Raw genomic sequence first — 24,611 nt, 5'->3', positions numbered from 1 at the left:
CCAATGGCCTTTATACCCATGCTGCAAGCTTGCGCACAGATACTGTGGAGCAACCTGTGGATAAGCCGTGCAAGGGTGGCCGGGTAGCCGATCCAGCCACGCCTGCGCGAAATTGATCGTTTTTTGATCAACCCGCACGGACCAATATGGCTTCATCGGACGCTCCGCGCACCGGCAACAACTGCGCGATCCCCCAGGCCAGCTCAAGGAACAGGAACACGGCAATGATCATGCTCGCTCCCTGGCTCAGGGCGTAGGCCTGCCAGGTCGCGAACAGCATCCGGCCCGCCGCGTCATAGCGGCCGAATGTCTGTTGCGGATCGCGGATACGCAATACCGCCCAGACGCAGACGATCGAGCCCAACAAGTTCGCCATCAGCAGGTGCACAGGCGCAAACGGCGGAAAGCTTCCCGGCAGGTTCAGCGCGGCGGCCAGCGCCAGCAGGGCAGCATGCAAGGCGAGAAAACTCCAGGGGGTGACAAAGGCCGCCGTCACGATCAAGTCATACCAACCGCTGGCCCGGACCAGTCGACGGTACTGCGCTGTGCTCCACATAAGGCATCTCCATAGCGATTCAAGGAACACAGAGGCTAAAGCCTGGAGTATGCTCCAAGGTCAAGCCTTTCCAGAGAACAGACAGCATGCGTATCGGTGAACTGGCCCGGGCCTGTACCGTCAGTTGCGACACCCTGCGTTTCTACGAGCAGCGCGGCTTGATCGTGGCCCAACGTAGCGCCAACGGTTATCGCGACTATCCTCCCGAGATGGTGCAACTGGTGCAGTACATCAAGACCGCCCAGCGCCTGGGTTTCAGCCTGGGGGAAATCGGCAGCAGCGTCGCCGGCGTGTGGCATGCGCCGGATGCCGACAGCGCCGTCACGCAACTGCTGCAAGACAAGCTCACGCTGATCGAAGCACGCATCGCCGACCTGGGTGAGTTGCGTTTGGAACTGCAGCATCGCCTGCAGCAAAGTTGTCCTCTGAGAACCGGACTTTCATCTGACAAGGAGTTTGCTCATGAGCAGTAAGAATGCATTGATCATCGGTGCTTCCCGAGGCCTTGGACTCGGGCTGGCCAAACAACTGCTGGCCGACGGCTGGGACGTGACCGCCACCGTGCGCGATGTCCACAAGGCCGATGCCCTGAAGGCCGTCGGACCGGTCCGTATCGAAGCCCTGGACATGGACGATCACGCGGCGGTGGCCGCGCTGGCGCAACGTCTGGAAGGCCAGGTCTTCGACCTGCTGTTCGTCAATGCCGGCGTCAAGGGGCCTGACGATCAACGACCGGGCAATGCCTCGCTGAGCGAGATCGGCCAGTTGTTCATGACCAATGCCGTCGCCCCCGTGGCCCTGGCCCAGCGCTTCGTCGGGCAGATCCGCCCGGGCAATGGCGTAGTCGCCTTCATGAGTTCGGGCCTGGGCAGCGTGACCACCCCCGACGCACCGAACCTGGCCTTCTACAAGGCGAGCAAGGCCGCACTGAATTCCATGGCCAGCACCTTCCTCAGCGAAATCGAAGCGCCGACCTTCACCGTCCTGTCGATGCACCCGGGCTGGGTGAAAACCGACATGGGCGGCGAAGACGCGGATATCGACGTGGCCACCAGCGTTCGCGGCCTGATCGATCAGGTCAATGCCTATTCCGGCCGGGGCGGGCATCACTTCATCAACTACAAGGGCGAGACCATTCCCTGGTAAGCAACAACCCTGCAGGAGCGCCGACGGGCTGCTCCTGCTGCGGATTTAGCCAGTGTTTCGACAGACATCTGTAGAATGTCCACCCACTGCACCTGATGAGAAAAAAGACCATGTACGACTGGCTCAATGCCCTGCCCAAGGCGGAACTGCACCTGCACCTGGAAGGCTCGCTGGAGCCGGAGCTGCTGTTTGCCCTGGCCGAACGCAACAAGATCGCCCTGCCGTGGAACGATGTGGACACCTTGCGCAAGGCCTATGCCTTCAACAACCTGCAGGAATTCCTCGACCTCTACTACCAGGGCGCCGACGTGCTGCGCACCTCCCAGGACTTCTACGACCTGACCTGGGCCTACCTGTTGCGCTGCAAGGCGCAGAACGTGATCCACACCGAACCCTTCTTCGATCCGCAGACCCACACCGACCGGGGCATCCCCTTCGAAGTGGTGCTCAACGGGATTGCCGCGGCCCTCAAGGACGGCGAACAGCAACTGGGCATCAGCAGCGGCCTGATCCTCAGCTTCCTGCGTCATCTCAGTGAAGACGAAGCGCAGAAGACCCTGGACCAGGCGCTACCGTTTCGCGATGCGTTTGTCGCGGTCGGCCTCGACAGTTCGGAAATAGGCCACCCGCCGAGCAAGTTCCAGCGGGTCTTCGATCGTGCCCGTGGCGAAGGTTTCCTGACCGTCGCCCATGCCGGCGAGGAAGGTCCGCCGGAGTACATCTGGGAAGCCCTCGACCTGCTGAAGATCCAGCGTATCGACCATGGTGTCCGTGCCATCGAGGACGAGCGGCTGATGCAGCGGATCATCGATGAGCAGATCCCGCTGACCGTCTGCCCGTTGTCGAACACCAAGCTCTGCGTGTTCGACCACATGTCGCAGCACAACATCCTCGACATGCTCGAACGCGGCGTGAAGGTCACGGTGAACTCAGATGACCCGGCCTACTTCGGCGGTTATGTGACCGAGAACTTCCACGCCCTGTACACCGACCTGGGCATGACCAAGGAACAGGCCCAACGCCTGGCGCAGAACAGCCTGGATGCGCGGTTGGTCAAGCCTTGATAAACCCGGTCTGAGCAACAGCACCGGACTGTAGGAGCCGGCTTGCTGGCGATGAGGCCCGCAAGACTTGCATCGATTAGTCGGCCGCCATCGCCAGCAAGCCGGCTCCTACAGGGGTTGTGTTGAGCGCAATTGCGAGTCAACGCGAGACGGTGTCTATACCTGCGCCGCCTCGCTCAACTCCTCCAGCGCCTTGCCCTTGGTTTCCATGCCGAAGCGCCAGACCAGCGCCGCCGCAATCGCGAAGCACAGCGCCCCCAGGGCAAACACCCCACCCTGCCCCGTCACCGGGAACACCAACCCGGTCACCAGCGGCCCGAGCAACGAGCCAATCCGTCCCACCGCCGAAGCAAAACCGGAACCCGTGGCCCGCGCCGACGTCGGGTACAACTCCGGCGTGTAGGTGTACAACACCGCCCACATGCCGAACAGGAAGAACTGCATCAACAACCCCGAGCCCACCAGCAAGCCGACATTGCCGCCGAACACCGCGCTCTGCCCGTAGAAAAACGCCATGACCCCGCCACCGAGCAAGGTCACGATACACACCGGCTTGCGCCCCCAGCGCTCCACCAGCCAGGCCGCCATCAGGAACCCCGGAATCCCGCCCAGGGAAATCAGCACCGTGTAATACACCGACTGCGTTACCGCGAACCCCGACTGCTGCAGCAAGGCGCTGAGCCAGGAGGTCAGGCCGTAGAAACCGAGCAAGGCAAAGAACCAGACGCTCCAGATCATCATCGTGCGCTGGCGGTACAGCGGCGACCACAACTGTTGAAAGGCCGAAAAGAAGCTCGGCGCGCGGTCCACGCCACGGGGCAGACGCAGCGGAATCGGCAGCGAGGTGCGCTTGAGCGAGGCCTGCACCCGCGCCTCGATATCCCCCAGCACCTTGTCCGCCGCCCCATGATGCCCGGCCTGTTCCAGCCAACGTGGCGACTCGGGGATAAAAAAGCGGATCGCCAGGACAAACACCGCCGGTATTGCCAGCACCAGGAAGATGTCCCGCCAGCCCACCAGCGGCAGGAGGAAATACGACAGCACCCCCGCCGCGACAAAACCAAGGGGCCAGAAGCCGTCCATCAGCGCGATATAACGCCCGCGGCGCTTGGCCGGAATCAGTTCCGAAAGCATCGACTGGGCAATCGGAAACTCCATGCCCATGCCGAACCCCAGCAGGATGCGAAACAGCGTCAGTGTCTCGACTGTCTGCGCGGTGGAACACAGGTAGCTGGCCACGCCCCAGAGCACGATGCTCCACTGGAAGACCGGTTTACGCCCGAAACGATCGGCGAGCATCCCCGACAACGAAGCCCCGACCACCATGCCGAAGAAACTCGAACTGGCCAGCAGACCGGCCTGGGCGCTACTGAGGGCGAATTCGGCTTTGATCGAGCCGAGCAGGAAAGTCATCATCGCCAGGTCCATGGAGTCGAAGAAAAACGCCAGGGCGATGATGATGAAAATCAGCCGGTGATAACCGCTGATGGGCAAGCGTTCCAGTCGTTCCGCCGCGCTGTAGCCTTGAACTTCCATGGGATATCCCTCGATTCGAATCTTCGATCGAGTGTGCGGTATCGTCAGGAGGGCTTGTTTCTGGATACGACCTGTTTGCAGTCTTGAGCGACGCCCGCCGCATCCGTGCGGCAGGCTACCGGGGCTCAGCCGGCCAATTCGAGCTCGATTTCACTGGCCAGCTTGTCGATCTGCCGCTGCCCGAGCGCGGACACCTGCAAGGCCCGGGAGTCTTCCCGCAAGGCCAGCCAACCGGATTGCAGGAACAGTTGCAGCAGCCCGGCGCCCAGCGCGCCACCCAGATGCGGGCGACGTTGCAGGTCGTGGCAGACACAGGCGATCTCACGCTGCCCATGGGCCAACGCCTGGATGTACAGGCCGCGCTCGGCCAGGCGCGCCGCGCCCTTGCTGGTGACCCGCAGCCGCAGTTCCTGCTGTTCGACCCAGCCCGCCCCCAGCAGGCGCTGGTACAGCTCGCAAGCCAACTCACCGCCCAGGTGATCGTGGCACACCCGGGCATGCCGCAAGGCGTCGGCATCGGGGGCCATGGCCTTGACCGCATGGGCCATCGCCAGCGGTGCACTGGCCAATGAAGCACTGGCCAGGGCCTGCACCGCCGTGCCGACTTCCGGGGCGGCGAGGCGGAAGAAGCGCTTGCGCCCGCGCTCCTCGATACGGACCAGGCCGCCTGAACTCAGGCGCGCCAGATGAGCGCTGGCCGAGGACAGCGACAGGCCCGTGCACAGGGCCAACTCATCGGCAGCCCGGGCGCTGCCATCCAACAACGCCCACATCATTGCACTGCGCTTGGGGTCTGCAAGCAACGTGGCAATCTGACTGACGCAAGGTGCATATTCCATGTCTTCACTCCCTGTTGAAACATTGATCGAACGCACACGGGGCATACTGAGGAGTAATCCCGCCCAAGCCAAGACGCGAAAATGCCAAAAAAGGGGCGATTTTTTCGTCGTTCGGCAATCAACGGTGGCGAATGAAACAAAATTCTTCATTCGCCGAAAGGATATTGGATCCAATGTCTTCAGCCTAAACCACAATGTGCGCGGAGCCGACCTTTATTCCTGAACGGGTTGTAACAGAACCTCTTCGGGATCCGCGTGTCTCATGACCGGGAAACCGGCGCCAGTCGCCCCAGCTGCGCGCACCGCCGGCTCAACATCTCGCGCAGCAGATTCACCGGCTTACTCAATTGAGCGCGATGGGCGCACAACAAATTCAGCGGAGCACGCTCACAGCGCAACTCCGGCAACAGCACCTGCAAGCGTCCCGCGAGGACATCGGCCGACACATCCAGCCAGGATTTGTAGGCGATACCGACCCCGGCCACAGCCCAGCGCCGCACCACATCGGCATCGTCGCTGAAGCGATCGCCACTGACGGTCAGGCCGACGTCGCGCTTGCCGTCGTGAAAACTCCAATGGTCATGCACCCGACTGCTCAACATGTAGAGCAGGCAGTTGTGCTGCGCCAGTTGCGCCAGGGTGCGGGGTTCGCCGTGCCGCGCCAGATAGCTGGGTGCCGCGCACAGCACCCGGCGGTTGTCCGGCGCCACGGGCAGCGCCACCAGGCTGGAGTCCTCCGGCTCGCCATAACGCAAGGCAATGTCCACCGGCTGGCGGAACAGATCGGCGATACGGTCGCCCAGCAGCAGGCGCACGGTCAGTTGCGGGTGCTCGCGCTGGAACTCGTCCAGCCAGGGCAGCAGCAGGTTGCGCCCGAAGTCCGAGGGCGCCGACAACTGCAAGACGCCGCTGACCTGGTCCTGGCCGCGAGCCAGCAGACGGCGGCCCTCATCGAGTTGGCTCAACGCGCCCCGGGCATATTCAAGGAAGCCCTCGCCTTCGGCGGTCAACCTCAGACTGCGGGTCGAGCGCGCCAGCAGGCGCGCGCCCAGTTGCTGCTCGATCCGCTTCAAGGCCGCGCTGGCCACCGCCGCCGACATATCCATGACCCGCGCCGCCGCTGACAGGCTGCCCAGGTCGGCAGCACGGACAAACAACTGCAAGTCATCGAAACGCAACATACGTGACCTCGGCATTATCAAAAAAATATTGAAAGAGACTGCTGTTTTAGCCGGTTTTATCTTCAAGTGAAATAGCCAATCATGACCCCATCGAAATCACTGCCCTCTGGAGTTTTCCCATGAAAGCCATTGCCTTCTACGCGTCCCTGCCCGTCAACGACCCGTTGTCCTTGCAAGACATCGAACTGCCCGCCCCGGTCGCCGGTCCCCGTGACCTGCTGGTGGAGGTCAAGGCGATCTCCGTCAATCCGGTGGACACCAAGGTCCGTCAATTCATGCCGCCTGAAAACGGCGAAGCCAAGGTGCTCGGTTGGGATGTGGCCGGTGTGGTCAAGGCGGTGGGCAACGACGTCAGCCTGTTCAAGGTCGGCGACCCGGTCTTCTATGCCGGCTCCCTGACCCGTCCCGGCGGCAACAGCGAGCTGCACGTAGTGGATGAGCGCATCGTCGGGCACAAACCGAAAAGCCTGGGTTTTGCCGAAGCCGCCGCCTTGCCGCTGACCGCCATCACCGCCTGGGAGCTGCTGTTCGAGCGTCTGCAAATCGCCGAGAACAAAACCGATCAGGGCCAGAGCCTGCTGATCGTCGGCGCGGCCGGGGGTGTCGGTTCGATCCTGACCCAGCTCGCCAGCCAGTTGACCGGCCTGAAAGTCATCGGCACCGCTTCACGAGCCGAAACCAAGGATTGGGTCACGGCGTTGGGTGCCGACCTGGTAATCGATCACAGCCGGCCGCTGAGCGAAGAACTCAAGGCCCATGGCCAGGCGCACGTGACCCACGTCGCCAGCCTGACCCAGACCGACAGCCACCTCGACCAGCTGGTCGAAGCCCTCAAGCCCCAGGGCAAGCTGGCGCTGATCGACGACCCGAAAAGCCTCGATATCAGCAAGCTCAAGCGCAAGAGCCTGTCGTTGCACTGGGAGTTCATGTACACCCGTTCGATGTTCGAGACCGACGACATGATCGAACAGCACAACCTGCTCAACCGCGTCGCCGAACTGATCGATGCCGGTGTGTTGAAAACCACGGTGGGCGAGCACTTCGGCCAGATCAATGCCGCCAACCTGCGCCGTGCCCATGGGTTTCTGGAAAGCGGCAAGGCCAAGGGCAAGATCGTGCTGGAAGGATTCTGAGCAACCACCAGTCAGATGATTGAGCCTGGTCATCTAAAAGCAGGAAATCAGCGCTACACTCGTACCCTCACTGCTGTTTTGGTTTTATCGCAGTCATTTTCAAGCAACAGAGAATGAGCCGTTACCAACAGGAGGAAGTGCGCAATGAATATACTGCTTAAAGAACTGACCAGGCCCCACGGCAATCAATGGCAGGTCCGCCTGGACCAGCACGTGGTGACCTTCCGTAGCGAAGCTGAAGCCCGTGCCTTTGTCACCACCCTGCAAATCAGGCTGCAGGCCCCCCACGTTTTCCCCGAACACCGGCAACGCGCCGTCGGCTAATCCCGCGTCGGGAACCTAGCCCTGGATGACTCGCGCGTTATGTACGCGGCGAGTCGACATCGCCAGCGTGACCACCAGTACACCGCACAAGCTGATGACCAGGGCCATCGGCACGGCGCTGCCATCGTGCAACACGCCGACCAATGAGGCGGCGGCGGCCGCCACGCCGAACTGCAGGCAACCCAGGGTTGCCGATGCGCTGCCGGCGCGCGCGCCCTGGCCGTTCATGGCACAGGCCGAAGCATTGGGCAAAATACAGCCCAGGCTGGAAATACAGATGAACAGCGGCACCAGCAACGGCCACAGCTGTTGCGGGTGCAGGCTGCTGATCGCCAGCAGCGTCAGGCCGGCCACCAGGTAGACCCACACCGCGCGGACCAGCAGAAAGGCCGGGCCACGCTTGGCCAGCAGGCGCGCATTGACCTGCGCGGTCAGGATGAAGCCCGCGGCGTTGGTGCCGAACAACCAGCCGTAGTGCTCGGCCGGTACGCCATAAAGCTTGATGAACACGAACGGCGAGCCGGCGATATAGGCAAACATCCCGGCAATCGCGATGCCGCCGGTCAGGGCGTGACCGAGGAACAGGCGGTCGCCCAGCAAGCGGCCGTATTGGCGCAGCGCCCCCGACAACGGCGGACGTGGCTGATTGGCCGGCAGGCTCTCGGGCAGGCCGAGAATCACGGCGATGGCCGCCAGGGCACTGAAGATCGTCAGGGCGACAAAAATCGAATGCCAGCCATAGAGGTTGACCAGCACGCCGCCGAGCATCGGCGCCAGGATCGGTGCCAGTCCCACCACCAGCATCAGCTGTGAGAAGACCTTGGCCGAACCCACCGCGTCGCATTTGTCGCTGACCACCGCCCGGGAAATCACCATCCCGGCGCAGCCGCCCAGGGCCTGGACGAAACGCGCGGCAATCAACCAGTCCAGGCTCGGGGCAAAGGAACAGGCCAGGGACGCGACGGTGAACAGCGCCACCCCCACCAGCAATGGCACCCGCCGACCGAAACGATCGGCTACTGGCCCGTAGGCCAACTGGCCGATGGAAAGGCCGAGGAAATACACCGCCAGGGTCAGCTGGATATGTTTTTCATCGGTCCCGAAAGCAGTGGCCATGGCCGGAAAGCCCGGCAGGTAGAAGTCGATGGCCAGGGGCGCGAAGGCGCTCAGGGCGCCAAGAATCAGGATGGTTCGCAGGTTCATCAGGTGTCCAGGGAAGATCGGCGCGGGTCGCTAGTCTAGCGGCGCGAGGAGGCCTAGAACAATCTGATAGGTCGCTAACTATTAAAAAAAACGAATCCGCGTCAACCGGCCAGCTTCGCCTCATAACCTTCTTCGCTGATGGCGCTGAGCACTTCCTCCGCCGACAGCCGGCTGCTGACACCGACTTCCTTCGTCGCCAGGTCGACCCGCACCTCGGCCGCCGGATCGCGGGCCTGGACCGCCTGGGTAATGGCCCGTACACAGTGACCGCAGGACATACCCTGGACATTGAAGACTTGCATGACACAGCTCCTTTCATGGGGAATATGGGCAGTCTCAAGCTTGCCACCGTGGCAAGGTCAAGTTCCTGATGACACTGCCGGGCTGGCATTTAACGCAAGCCTGCGCCAAGCTTCGGCATCGACGATCAAACCGTAGGAGATTCAGCCATGCGCTGGTCAGCATTCAGCCTGTTCGGCCTTCTCAGCATTTTCGGTGCGAGCCCTTTCGCCACTGCGGCCGGAGAGAACTATGCCGTCCTGATCATTTCGCGCGAGCGCCTGGAAGTCTCCACTTCCTGCGAGATCGGCATCTATCTGCAGGATCAACTGTCCGGCCGTCTCTTCCAGGAACAGTCCAGTTCCTTCAACCTGCCACCGGGCAATGTCTCGATCCGCTTGAAATTCCTGCCCGGACAGACCCCAGGCTGCGAAGCCGGCATGCTGACCACCCCCGAGCAGGTGATCAAGCTCAACGGCGGCGATGTGCGCAAGTTCTCCATCGTCGGCGGCCCGGAAGGCCTGCGCCTGAAACAGGCACCGCTGGGTTATCAATAAGGGCTTGACCTTGCCAAGGGGGCAAGGTTGATCCTTGGGGCAACTTCTCCAGGAGTATTGCCCATGCTCGCCTCCACCTTCTTCGACCTGCCGATCGCCGGCATGACCTGCGCCAGTTGCGCCGGCCGTGTCGAACGCGCCCTGAGCAAGGTCGCCGGCGCCAGTGCCGTCAGCGTCAACCTCGCCACCGAACAGGCCCGCGTCCAGGCCCCCGCCGATAGCCTGCCGGCGCTGCTGCGCGCCGTCGAGCAGGCCGGTTACAGCGTGCCCACCCACAGCCTGGAACTGGAGATCGGCGGTATGACCTGCGCTTCCTGCGCCGGCCGGGTCGAGCGGGCCTTGAGCAAGGTGTCCGGCGTGCAGAACGTGAGTGTCAACCTGGCCAGCGAACGGGCCCATCTGGATCTGCTGGGCCAAGTCGACTCCAGCGTGCTGATCGCTGCGGTCACCGGCGCCGGCTACCGCGCCAGCCTGCGGCAAAGCGAGGCCGCCGTCGCCCAGGACCAGCAACGGCGCCTGCACCGTGAACGCCTGTCCCTGCTGCTGGCGATCGCCCTGGCCCTGCCGCTGGTGGTGCCGATGCTGGCCCAACCGCTGGGTTACCACTGGATGCTTCCGGCCTGGCTGCAATGGGCCCTGGCCACGCCGGTACAGTTCATCTTCGGCGCGCGCTTCTATGTCGCCGCCTGGAAAGCCGTCAAGGCCGGGGCCGGCAATATGGACCTGCTGGTCGCCCTCGGCACCAGCGCCGGTTATGGCCTGAGCCTGTATCAGTGGGCCAACGCCGCGCCCGGCAGCATGCCCCATCTGTACTTCGAAGCCTCGGCGGTGGTGATCGCCCTGGTGCTGCTCGGCAAATACCTGGAAAGCCGCGCCAAGCGCCAGACCGCCAGCGCCATCCGCGCCCTGGAAGCCTTGCGTCCGGAGCGGGCGATCCAGGTGATCGACGGCCGCGAGCAGGACGTGGCCATCAGTGCCCTGCGTCTCGATGACCTGGTACTGGTCAAACCCGGCGAACGCTTTCCGGTGGACGGCGAAGTGGTCGAGGGCCGCAGCCACGCCGATGAAGCCCTGATCAGCGGCGAAAGCCTGCCGGTGCCCAAGCAGCCCGGCGACCCGGTCACTGGCGGGGCCATCAACGGCGAAGGGCGGTTGCTGGTGAAAACCCGGGCGCTGGGTGCCGAGACCGTACTGGCGCGGATCATCCGCCTGGTGGAAGACGCCCAGGCCGGCAAGGCGCCGATCCAGAAACTGGTGGACAAGGTCAGCCAGGTGTTTGTCCCGACCGTTCTGTTGCTGGCCCTGGCGACGCTGATCGGCTGGTGGCTGCACGGCGCGCCGCTGGAGACCGCGCTGATCAATGCGGTGGCGGTGCTGGTGATTGCCTGCCCCTGCGCCCTGGGCCTGGCGACGCCGACGGCGATCATGGCCGGCACCGGCGTGGCCGCGCGCCATGGCATCCTGATCAAGGACGCCGAGGCCCTGGAGCGCGCCCATGAAGTCAGCGCCGTGGTCTTCGACAAAACCGGCACCCTGACTTCCGGCGCACCGCGCATCGCCCACCTGATCACCACGGCCGGTGACGACGACAACGCGTTGCAACTGGCCGGCGCCCTCCAGCGCGGCAGCGAGCATCCCCTGGCCAAGGCGGTGCTGGACGCTTGCGCGGAACGCGGCCTGGTCCTGGCGGATGTCAGTGACAGCCGCGCGCTGAGTGGGCGCGGCATTGCCGGTCGCCTCGACGAACGCACCCTGGCCCTGGGCAATCAGCGTCTGCTGGATGAAAGCGGCCTGAACGCAGGCGCATTGGCCGAGTCCGCGAGCGCCTGGGAAGCCGAAGGTCGGACCTTGTCCTGGTTGATCGAACAAAGCCCGCAACCACGGGTGCTTGGCCTGTTCGCCTTCGGTGACACCCTCAAGCACGGCGCCCTGCAAGCCATCGCACAGCTCAAGGCCCGGCAGATCAGCTGCCACCTGCTGACCGGCGACAACCGTGGCAGCGCCAGGGTGGTCGCCGAGGCCCTGGGTATCGACGATGTTCACGCCCAGGTGCTGCCGGCGGACAAAGCCGCCATCGTCGCCGAGTTGAAACGCAACGGTGTGGTGGCAATGGTCGGCGACGGCATCAACGACGCCCCGGCACTGGCCGCCGCCGATATCGGCATTGCCATGGGTGGCGGCACCGATGTCGCCATGCACGCGGCGGGCATCACCCTGATGCGCGGCGATCCGCGGCTGGTGCCAGCGGCTCTGGAAATCAGCCGCAAGACCTATGGGAAGATCCGCCAGAATCTGTTCTGGGCCTTCGTCTATAACCTGATCGGCATTCCCCTGGCCGCCTTCGGCCTGCTCAATCCGGTACTGGCCGGTGCGGCCATGGCCTTGTCCAGCGTCAGCGTGGTAAGCAATGCCTTGCTGCTCAAGACCTGGAAACCCAAAGACCTCGACTGAAGGAGTTGTCATGAATATCGGCCAAGCAGCCCGCCAGAGCGGCCTGAGCGCGAAGATGATCCGTTATTACGAGTCCATCGGCCTGCTCAAGGCCGCCAACCGCACGGACAGCGGCTACCGTGTGTACAGTGCGCAGGACTTGCACACCCTGGCCTTTATCAAACGTTCCCGGGACCTGGGTTTCTCCCTGGAGGAAGTCGGCAAGCTGCTGACCCTATGGCAGGACCGCCAGCGCGCCAGTGCCGACGTCAAGGCCCTGGCCCGCCAGCATATCGAGGAATTGAGCCGCAAGATCGAGGAACTGGCCAGCCTGCGCGACACCTTGCAGGACCTGGTGGAGCACTGCCACGGCGACCAGCGGCCCGATTGCCCGATCCTCAAGGACCTGGCATCGGGCGGTTGCTGCCATTAAAAAATCCGGCCGAGGCCGGATTCTTCATTCAAGCGATCACTGCTGCATCCACGGTGGAGGCGGCTCTTCAGCCTTGCTCGGCGGTTTGTCATCCGCCGCGCGGATTGCCTGCCGGCGCTCCTCCTCGAAACGTGCCGCTTCGATCTCGCGCATCACGCTGCCGACATCCGCCAGTTCTTCCGGATCGTCGAACTCACCCGTCAGAATGCTGCCCGGATGCAAGGTGCCGGCTTCGAACAACGCCCACATTTCCTTGGCATAACGGGTGTCCCGCAGCTCCGGAGCGAAACGCCCGAAGTACGAGGCCATGTTGCCGACGTCCCGCTCCAGCATGCTGAAGGCGTGGTTGTTGCCCGCCGCATCCACCGCCTGGGGCAGGTCGATAATCACCGGGCCCTGTGGCGTCAACAGCACGTTGAACTCCGACAGGTCACCGTGCACCAGACCGGTACACAACATCAGCACAATCTGGGACATCAGGAACGCGTGATACTCGCGCGCCTGATCCGGCTCCAGCACCACATCGTTGAGGCGCGGTGCGGCATCGCCGTACTCGTCCGCCACCAACTCCATCAGCAGCACGCCTTCCAGGAAGTCGAACGGCTTGGGCACCCGTACGCCAGCGCTGGCCAGACGGAACAACGCCGCCACTTCCGCGTTCTGCCAAGCGTCCTCGGTCTCCTTGCGACCGAACTTGGAGCCCTTGGCCATGGCGCGGGCCTGCCGGCTGTTACGCACCTTGCGGCCTTCCTGATACTCGGCCGCCTGACGAAAACTTCGTTTATTCGCCTCCTTGTAGACTTTGGCGCAACGTAGCTCGTTGCCACAGCGCACCACATAAACCGCTGCCTCTTTACCACTCATGAGTGGGCGCAGCACCTCGTCGACCAGACCGTCCTCGATCAGGGGTTCAATGCGTTTTGGAGTCTTCATCAGCTTTTATTGTGGGTCCTTTATTGCCAAACACGCGAATGTCACTCGTTATACGGCAATCCTCTCACAGCGGGGAGAGGATGCCGACCTCGAATACTCTCCAATGCACTCAATGTGCCAGATTATTCCGACGAACCGGCCAGATGAAAGCCGCGACTCCAAAGAATAGCTGACGATTATCAAGCTATTGTTCACGCAGCACCTTGCCTTTTCTGACCGAGGCCGACAGCCTGATGCTCAGAAAAAATCAGAATATTCGCCCTGTACCTCAACTTTTTTCCGCGCCGGCCGAAGCGCTCTAGGACAAAGGCGTTTTTGTCGGACAATCAGGTACGCCATCAGCGAAACGGATTTTCAGTACAGACACCATTTTCACAGCTGCCCTATTACAGATCGCAGGCGATCAATCCGCCTGGGGTCTACAAGAAAAATCTGGAGCGCGGATGAACATCAAGCAAAAATTGACCTGGGCGTTTGCAATCGTCGCCTGTTTGCCGGTGGTGCTGGTTGCCACCCTGGTGGTACTGAACCTGCGCAGTGAAGCCCGCAGCAACTTTGTCGATGGCAGTGGCCGGGAGATCCGCCAGGTCAGCAACGCCATGCAGCTGTTTTTTGACGGCGTCAGCCAGAACGTCGAATACCTGACAACCCAGCCGCTGATAAAAAATTCCGATGGTGTGCTCAAGAGCTACATGAGCGCCGATGCAGCGCAAACGCCTCTCAACGAGCAGGACAAACAGATCTACGACCTGCTTGAGGGCATGAGACTGGCCCATCCGGCCTATTCCTATGTGTCCTACGGCGTTGGCAACGGCGGCTACGTCTCCACCCCAGCCGACCCGAAACTGGCCAGCTACGACCCACGTGTCCGTCCCTGGTACAAGACCGCGATCGCCAATCCCGGCAAGACCCTGCGGACCTCCGCCTACTACTGGGCTGCCGACGACGCCGTGATGATCGGCACCGTGCGCACCGTGGACAACAAGCTGGGCTCCCAGGGTGGTGTCATCGGTGTCGACGTGACCCTCAAGCAGCTCACCGAGATCGTCAAGCAGATCAAGCTCGGTGAAAGCGGCTACCTGATGTTGATGGAGAACAGCGGCAACCTGCTGGTGGACCCCAAGCAGCCTGAGCACAACTTCAAGGCCCTGGGCAGTCTCGGTGGCGGTTATGCGGACCTGGCCAAGGCCGGCAAGGGCCTGGTGGAAGTCGATATCAACGGCGAACACTACATGGCCAATGTCTGGCCATCGGAGCAGTTGGGTTGGACCTTTATCGGCCTGATCAAACAAAGCGAAGTGATGGCTTCGGCCAACCAACTGACCTGGCTGGTGGCAATCATCGCCGCCGTGCTCGCGGTGATCTTCGCCATTGTCGGCGCCAGCTTCGCCAGCCTTATCGTGCGGCCGATCCGCAGCGTGGCCAGCGGCCTGGAAGGCATCGCCCAGGGCGAAGGCGACCTGACCCAGAACCTGCAGATCCGTGGCAGCGACGAAACCGCGCAACTGGCGAACTGGTTCAACCAGTTCCTTGGCGCGATCCGCAGCCTGATCCAGCACATCGGTCAGTCGGCGAACAAGATTCTCGATTCGTCGCGTAATTCCACCCGGGTCTCCGGGGACATGGCCGACGCCGCCGGGCGCCAGCGCGAAGCGGTGGACATGGTGTCGACCGCCTTCCACGAGATGGTCGCCACCGCCAACGAAGTCGCCCGCTCCTGCAGCCAGGCCGCCGAATCGGCCGACAGCGGCCAGCGCCAGGCCCGCGAAGGCCAGCAACAGATCGATGCGGCAGTGAGCAGCGTCGACCAGTTGAGCCATGAAATTTCCCAGTCGGCCCAGTCGATGCAGCAATTGGAGACCGACAGCAACAATATCCAGTCGATTCTCGGCACCATCCGCTCGATCGCCGAACAGACCAACCTGCTGGCGCTCAACGCCGCCATCGAAGCGGCCCGGGCCGGCGAACAGGGCCGTGGTTTTGCGGTGGTCGCCGACGAGGTGCGGGCCCTGGCCAAGCGCACCGCCGACTCCACGGCGGAGATCGACGGCCTGCTGGGCAATCTGGCCAAGCGCACCAGTCAGGTCGCCCAACAGATGCACGCCAGCCTTGAGGTATCGCAGGAATCGGTGAACCGTATCGGCCTGGCACGCACCAGTTTCGGGCAGATCCGCGAGTCGGTGGACGTGATCCGCGACATGAACACCCAGATCGCCACCGCGGCGGAAGAACAGCACCACGTGGCCGAAGACATCAACCGGCATATCAGCCAGATCCATGGCGATGCGCAGTTGGTGGCGGAACTGGCGAACTCGGCGCGGCTCGATTCCCAGGGTCTGGCGGGGCTGTCCAGTGAGCTGGATGCGTTGGTCAAGCGCTTCCGGACCTGATCAGATCTTGAGCACGCCGCATAACCTGTAGGAGCCTGGCTTGCCAGCGAAGAGGCCCTTGAGGCCGCCAAAAGCTTCGCGGGCAAGCCCTGCTCCTACAGGTGGGTGGTGTTCTTGAGTCTGTTGCGGTACTCAGTGGCGGAACAGTTCTCCCGGCGTATAACCGAACAAGCCCTTGAACGCGGCGATAAACGCCGACGTCGAGTCATAACCACAGGACAGCGCGGCCCGGGTCACGCTGTCCCCCGCCTCCAACGTCCCCAGCGACGAGAGCAATCGCGCACGCTGGCGCCAGCCCCGAAAACTCAAGCCGGTCTCACGCTGAAACAACCGCATCAAGGTTTTTTCCGACATGCCCAGGCGCTCGGCCCACTGCCCCAGGGTCACCCCCAGCTCGGGGTTCTCAATCAGTTCGTTGCACAAGTCGAGCAAGCGCGAATGACGCGGCAGCGGTAGCGAAAACCCCACCTCCGGCAGCCCCGCCAACTGATCCAGCAACACCTGCACCAAACGCCCCTCGCTGCCGCCCTGCTCGGGATAATCGGCCGGCAACAGGCAGAAACTCTTGATCAGCTCCCGGGCCAGCGGCGTGACCTCCAGCACCCGGCAACGCGACGGTGCCCACTGACAATCCTCGCGGCGCACATACAGGCTGCGCATTTCCGCACGCATCGAGGTCACCACCTCATGCTCCAGCCCCGCCGGAATCCAGACACCCCATTGCGGCGGCGCAAAGAAGCTGCCCTCGGCGGTATGCACCCCCAGCACCCCGCTGATGGCATAGGAAAACTGCACCCAGTCATGCCGGTGACGCGGCGTCCACGACCCGGCACTCAGGCTCTCGGCCCGGGCATACAACGGGCGCGGCAGGGACGCCAGCTGCGGAATCTGTCGTTGGGGACCACGTTGTCCGTTAGTCGGCATGAATAGACCTTGTATCGCAAGACAGCTTTCAGGCTGCGACCTTAGGCCAAGCCATCGTTTCTGACAATGCCGCGGGCCATCAGCGCCCGACAGCGGTTCGCTTCTAGCACCAAAGCAACACGGCGCAACGAATAAACCCTATCCTGTGCGAGATACAGCCTATAAACATGAAAGTTTTTTCCCACAAACAAAGCGACTGCTCATGCCCGTGAACTGGCAATACCTGACCGCCGCGCCGAGCTTGCCCGCGCTGTACCTGCGCGCCGCGACACGACGCATCATCGCGGGCCAACACTTGCCTGACCAGGGGCTACGCAGTTGGGTGACCGTCGATGAACGGCGCCTGGCCGCTTATCGCCGGGTCTGCGGCTTTGCCGAGGGCAGCCCGATGCCGGCGACCTATCCCCATGTGCTGGCCTTGCCCCTGCAACTGCAGTTGCTGACGGCCAAGGAGTTTCCCTTTCCGCTGCCGGGCCTGGTTCACCTGAACAACCGTATCCGCCTGCTGCGGCCCCTGGGCGGCATGGGCAATCTGCGGATCGGTGTGCAGGTGCGTAACCTGCAGCCTCATGTCCAGGGCGCGACCTTCGATCTGCTCACCGAGATCGACGATGCCCTCGGGCCGCTTTGGGAGGCCGAAAGCCGGCTGCTCTGCCGGGGCGTCACCCTGGACGCCAAGCCACCACGGAAAACCAAGGCCCCGGTCCCGCCCTTGACCGAGCTGACGCACTGGCAGGTTCCGGTGGATATCGGTCGGCGCTACGCCAGGGTTTCCGGCGACTACAACCCGATCCACCTGACGGCCCTGAGCGCCCGCCTGTTCGGTTTCCCCCGGCCCATTGCCCATGGCCTGTGGAACAAGGCCCGGATCCTCGCGGCCCTGCGCGAGCACCTGCCGAGCGCCAATATCGAGATCGAGGTGGCGTTCAGAAGACCGGTACGCCTGCCCGGCGAAGTCGGCCTGTGGGTCAGTGCACCGGGCTCGAACGGCGCGTTCAAATTGTCCGGTGCCAAGGGACTGGAACATCTGAGCGGTCGTTGGCGACCTATCACCTGACAGACCGCTCTCATCGGAACGTCGCATCCCCTACCCTCGTTTTTTTCTTCGTATCTCTATTCTTCCTGATCTGCCCCCCTTACTGACCGACGGACATCTGAAGATACAACCCCCTGCTTGAGGGGCGGTTGCGCTTTGCCCGCCCTGACGTCTATGATCGGATCGTCGTTGCCAATTCAACGACTAGACCTTGGCCGGTCGATGAGAAAAGGCGCACAGGCGCCCACCATCCGAATTGCAGGCGCCTTTTTTGTGCCCGCACATTCGTGTAATGGCGGCTGTGCGTGGGACACCTTCGGGTGTGCCGGGTCCTTTTCCCCGGTCGGCCAACCCGCGTACAGCTGCCACCCGTCTTCGCTTGGCCGCGAAAGGTGTCAGCGCCACCGAGAAGGAATTTCAGATGGGCTACCTACCGCTAACTCCGACCTGCACTAACCGTCATATTCTCTTCATCAACACCCACGCTTCGATCGTGGATTTGCATGCCTATGGCAGCGAGCGCATGCGCGCCGGCAAGGACATGATCGATAGTCTGTCCTGCATGTCCCTCAGAAAAATCGACGACGAAGACTTGAGCCATTTCATTCAGGGCGCTGCCTTGCTGCTGCGTGATGGATATGACATTTGGAAAGTGGTCGAGACGAGGACAATGGAGGCTGTGCGCAATGGTAGATTGACCTCTATCGCTCCAGGTGGAGACTCTAATACCGGAGTAGAGACCGTTGTCTAAATGACTGTAAAGTCAATTCAGCACGGTAACCTGAGTCAGGTTGCCGTGCTGAAACTGTTGAGTTGTAGGTAGAGCTATGTGAGAAGTCAGGCCCATCCACTGCATCTGAAAATGAGATCGGTGATCAGGAATTCGGCTCTCCCAAAGATGCCCTGCAACGTGGCCAACAGCTGTTAAATCTTTACGTTCTCACGAATATTCCAGCCGTACTTGATAGCGCCGCCGTCCTTGCCGCCATCGGCTTTTTGCGGCTGGTAGCTGACCTCGACCTTGGCGAAATTCAGCGAGACATCTTCCTGCAGAATGTCGCTGTCTTGAGTCCCGTCGGTTCCATAGGACGCCACCATCACTTCCTTCAGGGTGATCACTAGGTATTCCACCGGACTGGTGCCGCCGGCCTTGCGTATCGTGAGTGTCGCCTCGGAATAATGCTTGCCGCTGGAGCAGGCCGCCATCAAGTTGGGCGATGACTTGTCCATGGACTTGCCGAAGGACAGGTTATTGATACTGACCTTGCCGGCCCCTCCGCCGCTGCCGGTATGCATGGAGCCGGATTGGCTCATGCCCCATTGAATCGATTTTATTTCGATTTCGTCCCGATGCTGCTGATCCTTAGACTCGCCCTTGATATCACCCAGCTTCAAAAACATATCGGTTGCCATACACGCTCCTTGTCGTTGATTCACGCCGGATTGGCGTCGGAAGGCACTTTCTTCGCGGAGGCTTGCCTGAATCAAGGCGTTGAACAGCAAAAGAGAATAGGCCTGCATTATTAACTCGCGAGTCCTACATTTTCAGTTGATAGGGCTGCCTATGCTCCAAGACCGTGATAACAGGTTAGGGAGTGACCGGGATGATTTCCGAGTTATTGAAAAGCGGCGTGCCCAGTGCGCACAACAATGCTCGTCAACGTGTGGAGGGCAAGGTCGATCTACCGCGTCTGTTCCGTGCCATCGATGCGGATCCGGCGATAGCCGGTGCGGGGCTGGTTTATATCGAGAGTGACTTCACTGTGGTGACGCTGCGGGAGTTCCGGGTTATTTGTAGCATTGTGCCGAAAAAGGTCGTATTGCGTGAGGCGCCCAGGCACATGGCACCGTTGGAGTTTGTACGGATCGTGGAGACACAGCCGCGGGAATCGCGACTAGTCGCCGAGGCGGTGAGTGCGGGCTTGGCTTGTAGCAGCGCCATCTTGGGATGGATTGCTGCATTCAGTGGGACGGTATTCGTCCCATTCAGTGCCGGCACGAGCCTGATCGTCTCGAAAATTGGGCTAGCTGTTGTCGCGGCGAGTTCAGCGCAATGTATCGTGAGTGGCGTCAGGGCTTATAACGAAGCCAGCGATCCTGTTTTGAACGATGAGATGGATCGCGAGGACTGGTATCGATACATGATGCCCCTTCTGGACGCTATTTCGTTGCTCGGTGCAGGTATCTCGGGGGTAGCGACAGTCAGGTTGCTACAGGCTCGAAAAGCGGCGACGGGTAGAAATTGGTATGAGCTTTCGAGGGGGCTTTCCCGACAGCAGCAAAAGTCATTAACCCGCGAGCTACTGTCCATTCGGCATCCCAGTTTGACTGCAAAGCAGTTGAAACTTAAACAACGGTTGATGGAGCTTCCAAAGCGCTATACCAACGGTCAATTGCAACATGCGACGCTCACGCAAATAAAGGATGCTGTTGGCGCTGCTCTGAGTTTGGCTGGCAGTGCTCATTCGGGAAACATTAAAGCCATTGCAATGGGGGTACTTTATGAATCCAATGATGGATTTTGATTTTGAGCGCAAGAAATTCAAAGCATTTATGGCGCGCTATTTCAAAATCTTTTTATGCTCATTTTTTCTTAGCGTGTTCTCGGCGGCATGCACTATATCCCTGATGGCAAGCACTTACTTTAGAGGTTATCCCGAGCGCGGCAGGTATACGATCATTGTGGCGCTCTCTGCGTCGACGACACTGACGATACTCAACTATTTGGTGGTACGTGGCCGTCCCAGGGCGATATGGGGCATTGTCATGTTGAACGTGCTTTGCTTGTTTTTGGTACTATCGCTTACTGGCAATAAACCTCATTTCATTTCCTACATAACAGGGATAGTTTTTCCACTGCTGAGCTTGCTAGCCCTCAATAGCAAGCGCCACCGCGAAATGCGCGGTGTGCTCGTAACGATCCGTCAGCAACGAGAAGAACTTCATCGGCTCCACAAACGTCGTGGAAGGCACCGCTGATCGCGGCTAAGCAGCGCTCGCCTGGCCGACCTGACGAATATTTCATCGGCTCCAGGTGTTATCCCTACAGCAAGGCCCTTGCTTCCCGTTCTTATCCACCGGAAGCTAGACGCCTTGAAGGAGAACACCCGCATGAACCTCGACGAACTGACCCAACGCCTGCACGGCATCCGCGATCGCAACGACTGGAAAACTTTCCACAGCCCGAAAAACCTGGTCATGGCCGCCAGCGTGGAGATGGCCGAACTGGTGGAGATTTTCCAATGGCTCAGCGAGGATCAATCGCGCCAGTTGCCACCGGAAAAGCTCGCCCATGCCGGACAGGAAGTCGGCGATATCGTCCTCTACCTGCTCCTGCTGTGCAGCGAACTGGGGTTGGACATGAACGAAGTGGTCCGCGCCAAGCTGGCCGACAGCGAACGGCGCTTCGCCCAATGAGCGACCGTCATTTCGACCAGTTGGCGACCCGTTTCGCCGAAAAAATCTACGGCGGGGCCAAGGGCGCGATCCGCCTCGCCGTGCTCCAGGCCGACCTGACCGAGAGCCTGCCGCAGCGCCCGTTGCGGGTGCTGGATATCGGCGCGGGCCTGGGCCATATGTCATTGTGGCTGGCCGAACGCGGTCATCAGGTGACCCTCGCCGAACCCGCCGAACCGATGCTCGAGGGCGCACGCCTACGCTTTGCCGAGGCCGGACAAAACGCGACCTTTATCCAGGCACCGTGGCAGGAACTGCTCGGCCAGCTCACCGAACCCTATGACCTGGTGCTCTGCCACGCCGTGCTTGAATGGCTGGCCGAACCCCATGCAATCCTGCCGGTGCTGCACCAGCTGTGCAAGCCCGATGGCTGGCTGTCCCTGGCCTTCTACAACCGCGATGCACTGATCTATCGCAACTTGCTCAAGGGCCATTTCCGCAAGATGCGCAAGAACGACATGGCCGGCGAAAAGCAGAGCCTGACCCCGCAACAACCCCTTGATCCACGGGAATTGGCGGCGCAACTTGAAGGTCTGTGGCGGATCGAAACCCAGAGCGGCGTGCGGGTTTTCCACGACTACATGCCGGTTGAATTCCAGGCCCGCGCCACCCTGGCGGACCTGCTGGAAATGGAACTGGCCCACCGTCGCCATCCCGGTTTTGCCGGACTGGGACGTTACCTGCACTGGATCTGCCGTCCGGTCTGAATACGGAGGATGCAATGAGTCGCCGTTTTTGTCTGCTAGCGCTGTGCCTGGGGATGGCTGCCTGCCAGAGCAACAACCCCTACACCAGCAGTTCCATGCCCCTGCCGCCGGCCCCGGCGCAGGTCGCCCATGGCCCGGACCTGAGCGCCTACCCGGCGCCACCACGGGACTATGGACGCTACCGAACCTGGGCCTGGAGCAATGACCGGCTGCCCGCCGGCACCACCTGGGCCGATCCGGCGCAGTTGGCCGAAGTGGTCGGCAATGCCCTCGAACAGCAGGGCTTGCGGCCACGCCGCGATACGGCACCGCCGGACCTGCGGGTCAGCGCCGACCTGCATGTGGAGAAACGCCTGCGCCAGGTCCAGGAAGACTACGGTTATGCCGGCGGCCCTTATGGCTACCGCTATGGCATGTACCCCAGCGCCCCGATCGTGCGCACCTACGAGGTGCAAGTGCTCGTGGTGCGTATCAGCCTGTTCGACGCCGGCACCGGCCAACCGGTCTGGAGCGCCAGCGCCGAAACCGGCACCCAGGGCAATCAGCTCGAACGCGCGGATGCCTTGCGCGAGGCCGTGAGCAAAGCCCTGGCCAGCTATCCACCCAGCTAGACCCCCTCCGGAGAAAAATCATGTTCCGCCGTCTCGCTTTAGTGGTTTTTGCCGTGCTGCTCAGCGCCTGCGAAACCACCCAGGTCAACCATGACTTCGACGCCAGTCGCGACTTCGCCGGCTACCGCAGCTGGAGCTGGAAAGAACCCGCGTTGCAGTACCGACCCGACGATCCGCGAATCAAGAGCGACCTCACCGAACAGCGGATTCGCCAGGCGGTCGGCGAGCAGTTGGACCAGCGCGGCTTGCGCCCGGTCATGGCCGGCGGCAAGGCCGATGTGAAGGTCCAGGCGTACCTGATCGTCGACAACCGCCAGCAGCAGGTGAGCACCAGCTACGGCGGCGGTTGGGGTGGCCCTTGGCAAGGCGGTTTCTGGGGCGGCCCGGGCTACACCGAAACCCGTAGCGTCGACTATCAGGTCGCGACGATCCAGATCGACCTGCTCGATGGCAAGGACGGCAAGCTGGTCTGGCGTGGAAGCGCCGAACAGATGGTCAACAACGGTTCGACACCCGCCGAGCGCAGCGCGGCGATCAACCAGGCGGTGGCCAAGTTGATGAGCGCGTATCCGCCGAAGTAGTCGCAGTGGCCATGGCGACCTACTTCTGACTCTCGATATCACTGATATCAAGCATGAAGCCAATCATCCGCAGGCTGTCGCCGACACCCAGCACCTGTCCCTGAAGGCGATACCACTGTGGGGGCTGGAATGCATCCTCAACATGACGGCGCACGATTTGCAGCAGCGCCTTGCCCTGCTGCAAATCGTGCATGCGGCTGGAAAGTTCTTCGCGATCGGAGGCATGGAACAGCCTCAGCCAAGCCTGCAGCGATAACATCCCGTACGATGCCTCCACCCCCAGCTCCCGGGCCAATTGCGGAGCCAGTTGCAACTGGTCAATGGCCGGCGTCCATTCCCACCAACCGGTGCCCAACAAGCCTTGCAACACCTCCAGGCGCTCCAGTTGATGATGGTGCGCCTGCTGCCGCAGGCGGGCCAACAACGGCGCGGCCAAAGCCGCCGCCAGTTGCAGCCAGTCACGGTCCTCCAACCGCGCCGCCCGTTGTTGCGCCGGGTAAAAACCGCCGAGCAACCAGGCCGCCACCCCATGGTCATCGCAAAAAGGAATGAGCAAGCCATCGGCATCGCCCATCACCCCTTGCAGGCGCATATGCTCACTGAGACCTTGTTGTGCGCTAAAGTACAGCGGCACCATGCCGTTTAGGCTGTCCAGGCCACGACCCAGGACTTGACCGGTCTGCCACAGGGCCGGAGCGTCGTGGGCCCGATACTCGCTGTGCACCATCCACTGCTGCTGATGTTCGTCCAGCAGCGCCAGGGCGACACAGGGAATCCGCCAGTGTCGGGACAACCCCTGCAACTGCTCGTTCAGCACCTGGGGTAAGCGCGCCAGGCTGCACAAGCGCAATTGTTCGCTCATTTGCCCGGCGAAATACTGCAACTGCTCACGTAACGACGAGCGCAGATTGTGTTCGAGCAGGTCGCCGATATCCACGGCCTGCAGCCACCAGCCCGTATTGCCGGGCTGGACCCAGGCCCGGGTATGCAGGACTTGCCCGGCCGGGCCGGTGAAATCCAGGTCCAGGCCCTGCCCGAGCCAATCCGCCGGCACGCCCTCGGCACACAGGCGGCTGGAGAGCAGCAGCAAGTCGCGCAACTCGCATACTGCATCCCACGGCGCCAAGTCATGGCGCAAGGGACCGTCGACACTCAATATCCGACCGTCATCGTCGAGCCGGATCTGCAAGCCGAACGCCGGGGCGGACAGATCGTGCACAGGCTCGGGCGCCGACTCGCGGCTCCGTCTCAGCAGGAGACCGAGGAGTTTGTCTCCCGCGCTCAAAATTGCC

The 24,611-nt window shown here is 61.9% G+C and carries 27 protein-coding genes; 17 read left to right on the top strand and 10 right to left on the bottom strand.

The window, feature by feature from the left end; translation table 11 throughout:
- Window positions 1-127: 127 nt before the first annotated feature.
- Window positions 128-556, bottom strand: coding sequence for a hypothetical protein (locus M5C01_RS27155; RefSeq protein WP_152741624.1), 429 nt, complete (start codon window positions 554-556; stop codon window positions 128-130).
- A gap of 86 nt (window positions 557-642) precedes the next feature.
- Between M5C01_RS27155 and M5C01_RS27150 the strand changes: the two genes are divergently transcribed.
- The 3 genes from M5C01_RS27150 (at window position 643) to M5C01_RS27140 (ending at window position 2,766) form a co-directional block, all read left to right on the top strand.
- The gene (locus M5C01_RS27150) at window positions 643-1,029 is read left to right on the top strand and encodes a MerR family transcriptional regulator (RefSeq protein WP_152741623.1); all 387 of its coding nucleotides are present in this window, start codon (window positions 643-645) and stop codon (window positions 1,027-1,029) included.
- On the top strand, window positions 1,019-1,702 hold the full coding sequence (locus M5C01_RS27145; protein ID WP_152741622.1) for an SDR family oxidoreductase: 684 nt from the start codon (window positions 1,019-1,021) through the stop codon (window positions 1,700-1,702). Before M5C01_RS27150 ends, M5C01_RS27145 begins: the two co-directional genes overlap by 11 nt.
- 110 nt (window positions 1,703-1,812) lie before the next feature.
- The gene (locus tag M5C01_RS27140; RefSeq protein WP_152741621.1) at window positions 1,813-2,766 is read left to right on the top strand and encodes an adenosine deaminase; all 954 of its coding nucleotides are present in this window, start codon (window positions 1,813-1,815) and stop codon (window positions 2,764-2,766) included.
- A 156-nt stretch (window positions 2,767-2,922) separates the two neighbouring features.
- On the opposite strand, the gene M5C01_RS27135 is transcribed toward M5C01_RS27140, so the two are convergent.
- The 3 genes from M5C01_RS27135 to M5C01_RS27125 all read right to left on the bottom strand — a co-directional run bounded on the left by M5C01_RS27135 (window position 2,923) and on the right by M5C01_RS27125 (window position 6,322).
- On the bottom strand, window positions 2,923-4,302 hold the full coding sequence (locus tag M5C01_RS27135) for an MFS transporter (protein WP_152741620.1): 1,380 nt from the start codon (window positions 4,300-4,302) through the stop codon (window positions 2,923-2,925).
- Window positions 4,303-4,427: 125 nt separating this feature from the next.
- Window positions 4,428-5,141 carry a helix-turn-helix transcriptional regulator gene (locus M5C01_RS27130; RefSeq protein ID WP_152741619.1) on the bottom strand — a complete coding sequence of 238 codons (714 nt, stop codon included), beginning with the start codon at window positions 5,139-5,141 and terminating at the stop codon, window positions 4,428-4,430.
- Between the two features lie 260 nt (window positions 5,142-5,401).
- Window positions 5,402-6,322, bottom strand: coding sequence for a LysR family transcriptional regulator (locus M5C01_RS27125; protein ID WP_103496992.1), 921 nt, complete (start codon window positions 6,320-6,322; stop codon window positions 5,402-5,404).
- A gap of 119 nt (window positions 6,323-6,441) precedes the next feature.
- Here M5C01_RS27125 and M5C01_RS27120 point away from each other — a divergent pair, with 119 nt between their 5' ends.
- Both M5C01_RS27120 and M5C01_RS27115 read left to right on the top strand, forming a co-directional pair.
- A complete protein-coding gene (locus tag M5C01_RS27120; protein WP_152741618.1) occupies window positions 6,442-7,455 on the top strand; it encodes a zinc-binding alcohol dehydrogenase family protein in 1,014 nt (337 codons plus the stop codon).
- Between the two features lie 144 nt (window positions 7,456-7,599).
- On the top strand, window positions 7,600-7,779 hold the full coding sequence (locus tag M5C01_RS27115; protein WP_103496994.1) for a hypothetical protein: 180 nt from the start codon (window positions 7,600-7,602) through the stop codon (window positions 7,777-7,779).
- Between the two features lie 15 nt (window positions 7,780-7,794).
- Here the strand turns inward: M5C01_RS27115 and M5C01_RS27110 are convergent, their stop codons facing one another.
- Complete coding sequence (locus tag M5C01_RS27110) at window positions 7,795-8,982, bottom strand: multidrug effflux MFS transporter (RefSeq protein WP_152741617.1); 1,188 nt, start codon at window positions 8,980-8,982, stop codon at window positions 7,795-7,797.
- A gap of 101 nt (window positions 8,983-9,083) precedes the next feature.
- On the bottom strand, window positions 9,084-9,284 hold the full coding sequence (locus tag M5C01_RS27105) for a cation transporter (protein WP_103496996.1): 201 nt from the start codon (window positions 9,282-9,284) through the stop codon (window positions 9,084-9,086).
- A 147-nt stretch (window positions 9,285-9,431) separates the two neighbouring features.
- On the opposite strand from M5C01_RS27105, the gene M5C01_RS27100 reads away from it, so the two are divergent.
- The 3 genes from M5C01_RS27100 (at window position 9,432) to cueR (ending at window position 12,681) form a co-directional block, all read left to right on the top strand.
- On the top strand, window positions 9,432-9,818 hold the full coding sequence (locus M5C01_RS27100; protein ID WP_152741616.1) for a hypothetical protein: 387 nt from the start codon (window positions 9,432-9,434) through the stop codon (window positions 9,816-9,818).
- 63 nt (window positions 9,819-9,881) lie between these two features.
- Window positions 9,882-12,269, top strand: coding sequence for a heavy metal translocating P-type ATPase (locus M5C01_RS27095; RefSeq protein WP_152741615.1), 2,388 nt, complete (start codon window positions 9,882-9,884; stop codon window positions 12,267-12,269).
- A gap of 10 nt (window positions 12,270-12,279) precedes the next feature.
- Entirely contained in the window at window positions 12,280-12,681 is a 402-nt protein-coding gene (cueR, locus tag M5C01_RS27090) for a Cu(I)-responsive transcriptional regulator (RefSeq protein WP_103496999.1), read from the top strand.
- Window positions 12,682-12,717: 36 nt separating this feature from the next.
- Here cueR and M5C01_RS27085 read toward each other — a convergent pair whose 3' ends face one another.
- Entirely contained in the window at window positions 12,718-13,614 is an 897-nt protein-coding gene (locus M5C01_RS27085) for a PA4780 family RIO1-like protein kinase (RefSeq protein ID WP_152741614.1), read from the bottom strand.
- Window positions 13,615-14,057: 443 nt separating this feature from the next.
- Here M5C01_RS27085 and M5C01_RS27080 point away from each other — a divergent pair, with 443 nt between their 5' ends.
- On the top strand, window positions 14,058-16,004 hold the full coding sequence (locus tag M5C01_RS27080) for a methyl-accepting chemotaxis protein (protein ID WP_152741613.1): 1,947 nt from the start codon (window positions 14,058-14,060) through the stop codon (window positions 16,002-16,004).
- Between the two features lie 132 nt (window positions 16,005-16,136).
- On the opposite strand, the gene M5C01_RS27075 is transcribed toward M5C01_RS27080, so the two are convergent.
- Window positions 16,137-16,928, bottom strand: a complete 792-nt coding sequence (locus tag M5C01_RS27075; protein WP_103497744.1) for a helix-turn-helix transcriptional regulator — start codon at window positions 16,926-16,928, stop codon at window positions 16,137-16,139.
- Window positions 16,929-17,130: 202 nt separating this feature from the next.
- Between M5C01_RS27075 and M5C01_RS27070 the strand changes: the two genes are divergently transcribed.
- Together M5C01_RS27070 and M5C01_RS27065 are read left to right on the top strand one after the other, a co-directional pair.
- A complete protein-coding gene (locus tag M5C01_RS27070; RefSeq protein ID WP_152741612.1) occupies window positions 17,131-17,985 on the top strand; it encodes a MaoC/PaaZ C-terminal domain-containing protein in 855 nt (284 codons plus the stop codon).
- 400 nt (window positions 17,986-18,385) lie between these two features.
- Entirely contained in the window at window positions 18,386-18,715 is a 330-nt protein-coding gene (locus M5C01_RS27065) for a hypothetical protein (RefSeq protein WP_152741611.1), read from the top strand.
- A gap of 173 nt (window positions 18,716-18,888) precedes the next feature.
- Here M5C01_RS27065 and M5C01_RS27060 read toward each other — a convergent pair whose 3' ends face one another.
- Window positions 18,889-19,377 (bottom strand): type VI secretion system tube protein Hcp, encoded by a 489-nt coding sequence (locus tag M5C01_RS27060; RefSeq protein ID WP_100944317.1) that lies wholly within the window; start codon window positions 19,375-19,377, stop codon window positions 18,889-18,891.
- Between the two features lie 191 nt (window positions 19,378-19,568).
- On the opposite strand from M5C01_RS27060, the gene M5C01_RS27055 reads away from it, so the two are divergent.
- The 6 genes from M5C01_RS27055 to M5C01_RS27030 all read left to right on the top strand — a co-directional run bounded on the left by M5C01_RS27055 (window position 19,569) and on the right by M5C01_RS27030 (window position 23,319).
- Window positions 19,569-20,489 carry an NAD synthetase gene (locus tag M5C01_RS27055; RefSeq protein WP_152741610.1) on the top strand — a complete coding sequence of 307 codons (921 nt, stop codon included), beginning with the start codon at window positions 19,569-19,571 and terminating at the stop codon, window positions 20,487-20,489.
- Window positions 20,467-20,943: a hypothetical protein gene (locus M5C01_RS27050; protein WP_152741609.1), complete on the top strand. Its 477-nt coding sequence runs from the start codon at window positions 20,467-20,469 to the stop codon at window positions 20,941-20,943. Before M5C01_RS27055 ends, M5C01_RS27050 begins: the two co-directional genes overlap by 23 nt.
- Window positions 20,944-21,075: 132 nt before the next feature.
- Window positions 21,076-21,381 carry a MazG-like family protein gene (locus tag M5C01_RS27045; RefSeq protein WP_152741608.1) on the top strand — a complete coding sequence of 102 codons (306 nt, stop codon included), beginning with the start codon at window positions 21,076-21,078 and terminating at the stop codon, window positions 21,379-21,381.
- Window positions 21,378-22,127, top strand: coding sequence for a methyltransferase domain-containing protein (locus tag M5C01_RS27040; RefSeq protein WP_152741607.1), 750 nt, complete (start codon window positions 21,378-21,380; stop codon window positions 22,125-22,127). Before M5C01_RS27045 ends, M5C01_RS27040 begins: the two co-directional genes overlap by 4 nt.
- Window positions 22,128-22,141: 14 nt before the next feature.
- Entirely contained in the window at window positions 22,142-22,738 is a 597-nt protein-coding gene (locus tag M5C01_RS27035) for a DUF4136 domain-containing protein (protein ID WP_103497749.1), read from the top strand.
- 20 nt (window positions 22,739-22,758) lie between these two features.
- Window positions 22,759-23,319 (top strand): DUF4136 domain-containing protein, encoded by a 561-nt coding sequence (locus M5C01_RS27030; RefSeq protein WP_152741606.1) that lies wholly within the window; start codon window positions 22,759-22,761, stop codon window positions 23,317-23,319.
- A gap of 19 nt (window positions 23,320-23,338) precedes the next feature.
- Here the strand turns inward: M5C01_RS27030 and M5C01_RS27025 are convergent, their stop codons facing one another.
- Window positions 23,339-24,538 carry a hypothetical protein gene (locus tag M5C01_RS27025; protein ID WP_152741605.1) on the bottom strand — a complete coding sequence of 400 codons (1,200 nt, stop codon included), beginning with the start codon at window positions 24,536-24,538 and terminating at the stop codon, window positions 23,339-23,341.
- Window positions 24,539-24,611 lie beyond the last annotated feature (73 nt).

Source organism: Pseudomonas sp. MWU12-2319, from assembly GCF_023242525.1.
Taxonomy (GTDB): Bacteria; Pseudomonadota; Gammaproteobacteria; order Pseudomonadales; family Pseudomonadaceae; genus Aquipseudomonas; species Aquipseudomonas gingeri_D.
Note: the sequence above shows the minus strand (reverse complement) of the source record. Positions and strands in the feature narration are given on the sequence as shown.

Bases quoted from the DNA above. Each gene is read 5' to 3' on its own strand.
- M5C01_RS27155 (WP_152741624.1), bottom strand. From the start codon at position 556: ATGTGGAGCACAGCGCAGTACCGTCGACTGGTCCGGGCCAGCGGTTGG.
- M5C01_RS27150 (WP_152741623.1), top strand. From the start codon at position 643: ATGCGTATCGGTGAACTGGCCCGGGCCTGTACCGTCAGTTGCGACACC.
- M5C01_RS27145 (WP_152741622.1), top strand. From the start codon at position 1,019: ATGAGCAGTAAGAATGCATTGATCATCGGTGCTTCCCGAGGCCTTGGA.
- M5C01_RS27140 (WP_152741621.1), top strand. From the start codon at position 1,813: ATGTACGACTGGCTCAATGCCCTGCCCAAGGCGGAACTGCACCTGCAC.
- M5C01_RS27135 (WP_152741620.1), bottom strand. From the start codon at position 4,302: ATGGAAGTTCAAGGCTACAGCGCGGCGGAACGACTGGAACGCTTGCCC.
- M5C01_RS27130 (WP_152741619.1), bottom strand. From the start codon at position 5,141: ATGGAATATGCACCTTGCGTCAGTCAGATTGCCACGTTGCTTGCAGAC.
- M5C01_RS27125 (WP_103496992.1), bottom strand. From the start codon at position 6,322: ATGTTGCGTTTCGATGACTTGCAGTTGTTTGTCCGTGCTGCCGACCTG.
- M5C01_RS27120 (WP_152741618.1), top strand. From the start codon at position 6,442: ATGAAAGCCATTGCCTTCTACGCGTCCCTGCCCGTCAACGACCCGTTG.
- M5C01_RS27115 (WP_103496994.1), top strand. From the start codon at position 7,600: ATGAATATACTGCTTAAAGAACTGACCAGGCCCCACGGCAATCAATGG.
- M5C01_RS27110 (WP_152741617.1), bottom strand. From the start codon at position 8,982: ATGAACCTGCGAACCATCCTGATTCTTGGCGCCCTGAGCGCCTTCGCG.
- M5C01_RS27105 (WP_103496996.1), bottom strand. From the start codon at position 9,284: ATGCAAGTCTTCAATGTCCAGGGTATGTCCTGCGGTCACTGTGTACGG.
- M5C01_RS27100 (WP_152741616.1), top strand. From the start codon at position 9,432: ATGCGCTGGTCAGCATTCAGCCTGTTCGGCCTTCTCAGCATTTTCGGT.
- M5C01_RS27095 (WP_152741615.1), top strand. From the start codon at position 9,882: ATGCTCGCCTCCACCTTCTTCGACCTGCCGATCGCCGGCATGACCTGC.
- cueR (WP_103496999.1), top strand. From the start codon at position 12,280: ATGAATATCGGCCAAGCAGCCCGCCAGAGCGGCCTGAGCGCGAAGATG.
- M5C01_RS27085 (WP_152741614.1), bottom strand. From the start codon at position 13,614: ATGAAGACTCCAAAACGCATTGAACCCCTGATCGAGGACGGTCTGGTC.
- M5C01_RS27080 (WP_152741613.1), top strand. From the start codon at position 14,058: ATGAACATCAAGCAAAAATTGACCTGGGCGTTTGCAATCGTCGCCTGT.
- M5C01_RS27075 (WP_103497744.1), bottom strand. From the start codon at position 16,928: ATGCCGACTAACGGACAACGTGGTCCCCAACGACAGATTCCGCAGCTG.
- M5C01_RS27070 (WP_152741612.1), top strand. From the start codon at position 17,131: ATGCCCGTGAACTGGCAATACCTGACCGCCGCGCCGAGCTTGCCCGCG.
- M5C01_RS27065 (WP_152741611.1), top strand. From the start codon at position 18,386: ATGGGCTACCTACCGCTAACTCCGACCTGCACTAACCGTCATATTCTC.
- M5C01_RS27060 (WP_100944317.1), bottom strand. From the start codon at position 19,377: ATGGCAACCGATATGTTTTTGAAGCTGGGTGATATCAAGGGCGAGTCT.
- M5C01_RS27055 (WP_152741610.1), top strand. From the start codon at position 19,569: ATGATTTCCGAGTTATTGAAAAGCGGCGTGCCCAGTGCGCACAACAAT.
- M5C01_RS27050 (WP_152741609.1), top strand. From the start codon at position 20,467: ATGAATCCAATGATGGATTTTGATTTTGAGCGCAAGAAATTCAAAGCA.
- M5C01_RS27045 (WP_152741608.1), top strand. From the start codon at position 21,076: ATGAACCTCGACGAACTGACCCAACGCCTGCACGGCATCCGCGATCGC.
- M5C01_RS27040 (WP_152741607.1), top strand. From the start codon at position 21,378: ATGAGCGACCGTCATTTCGACCAGTTGGCGACCCGTTTCGCCGAAAAA.
- M5C01_RS27035 (WP_103497749.1), top strand. From the start codon at position 22,142: ATGAGTCGCCGTTTTTGTCTGCTAGCGCTGTGCCTGGGGATGGCTGCC.
- M5C01_RS27030 (WP_152741606.1), top strand. From the start codon at position 22,759: ATGTTCCGCCGTCTCGCTTTAGTGGTTTTTGCCGTGCTGCTCAGCGCC.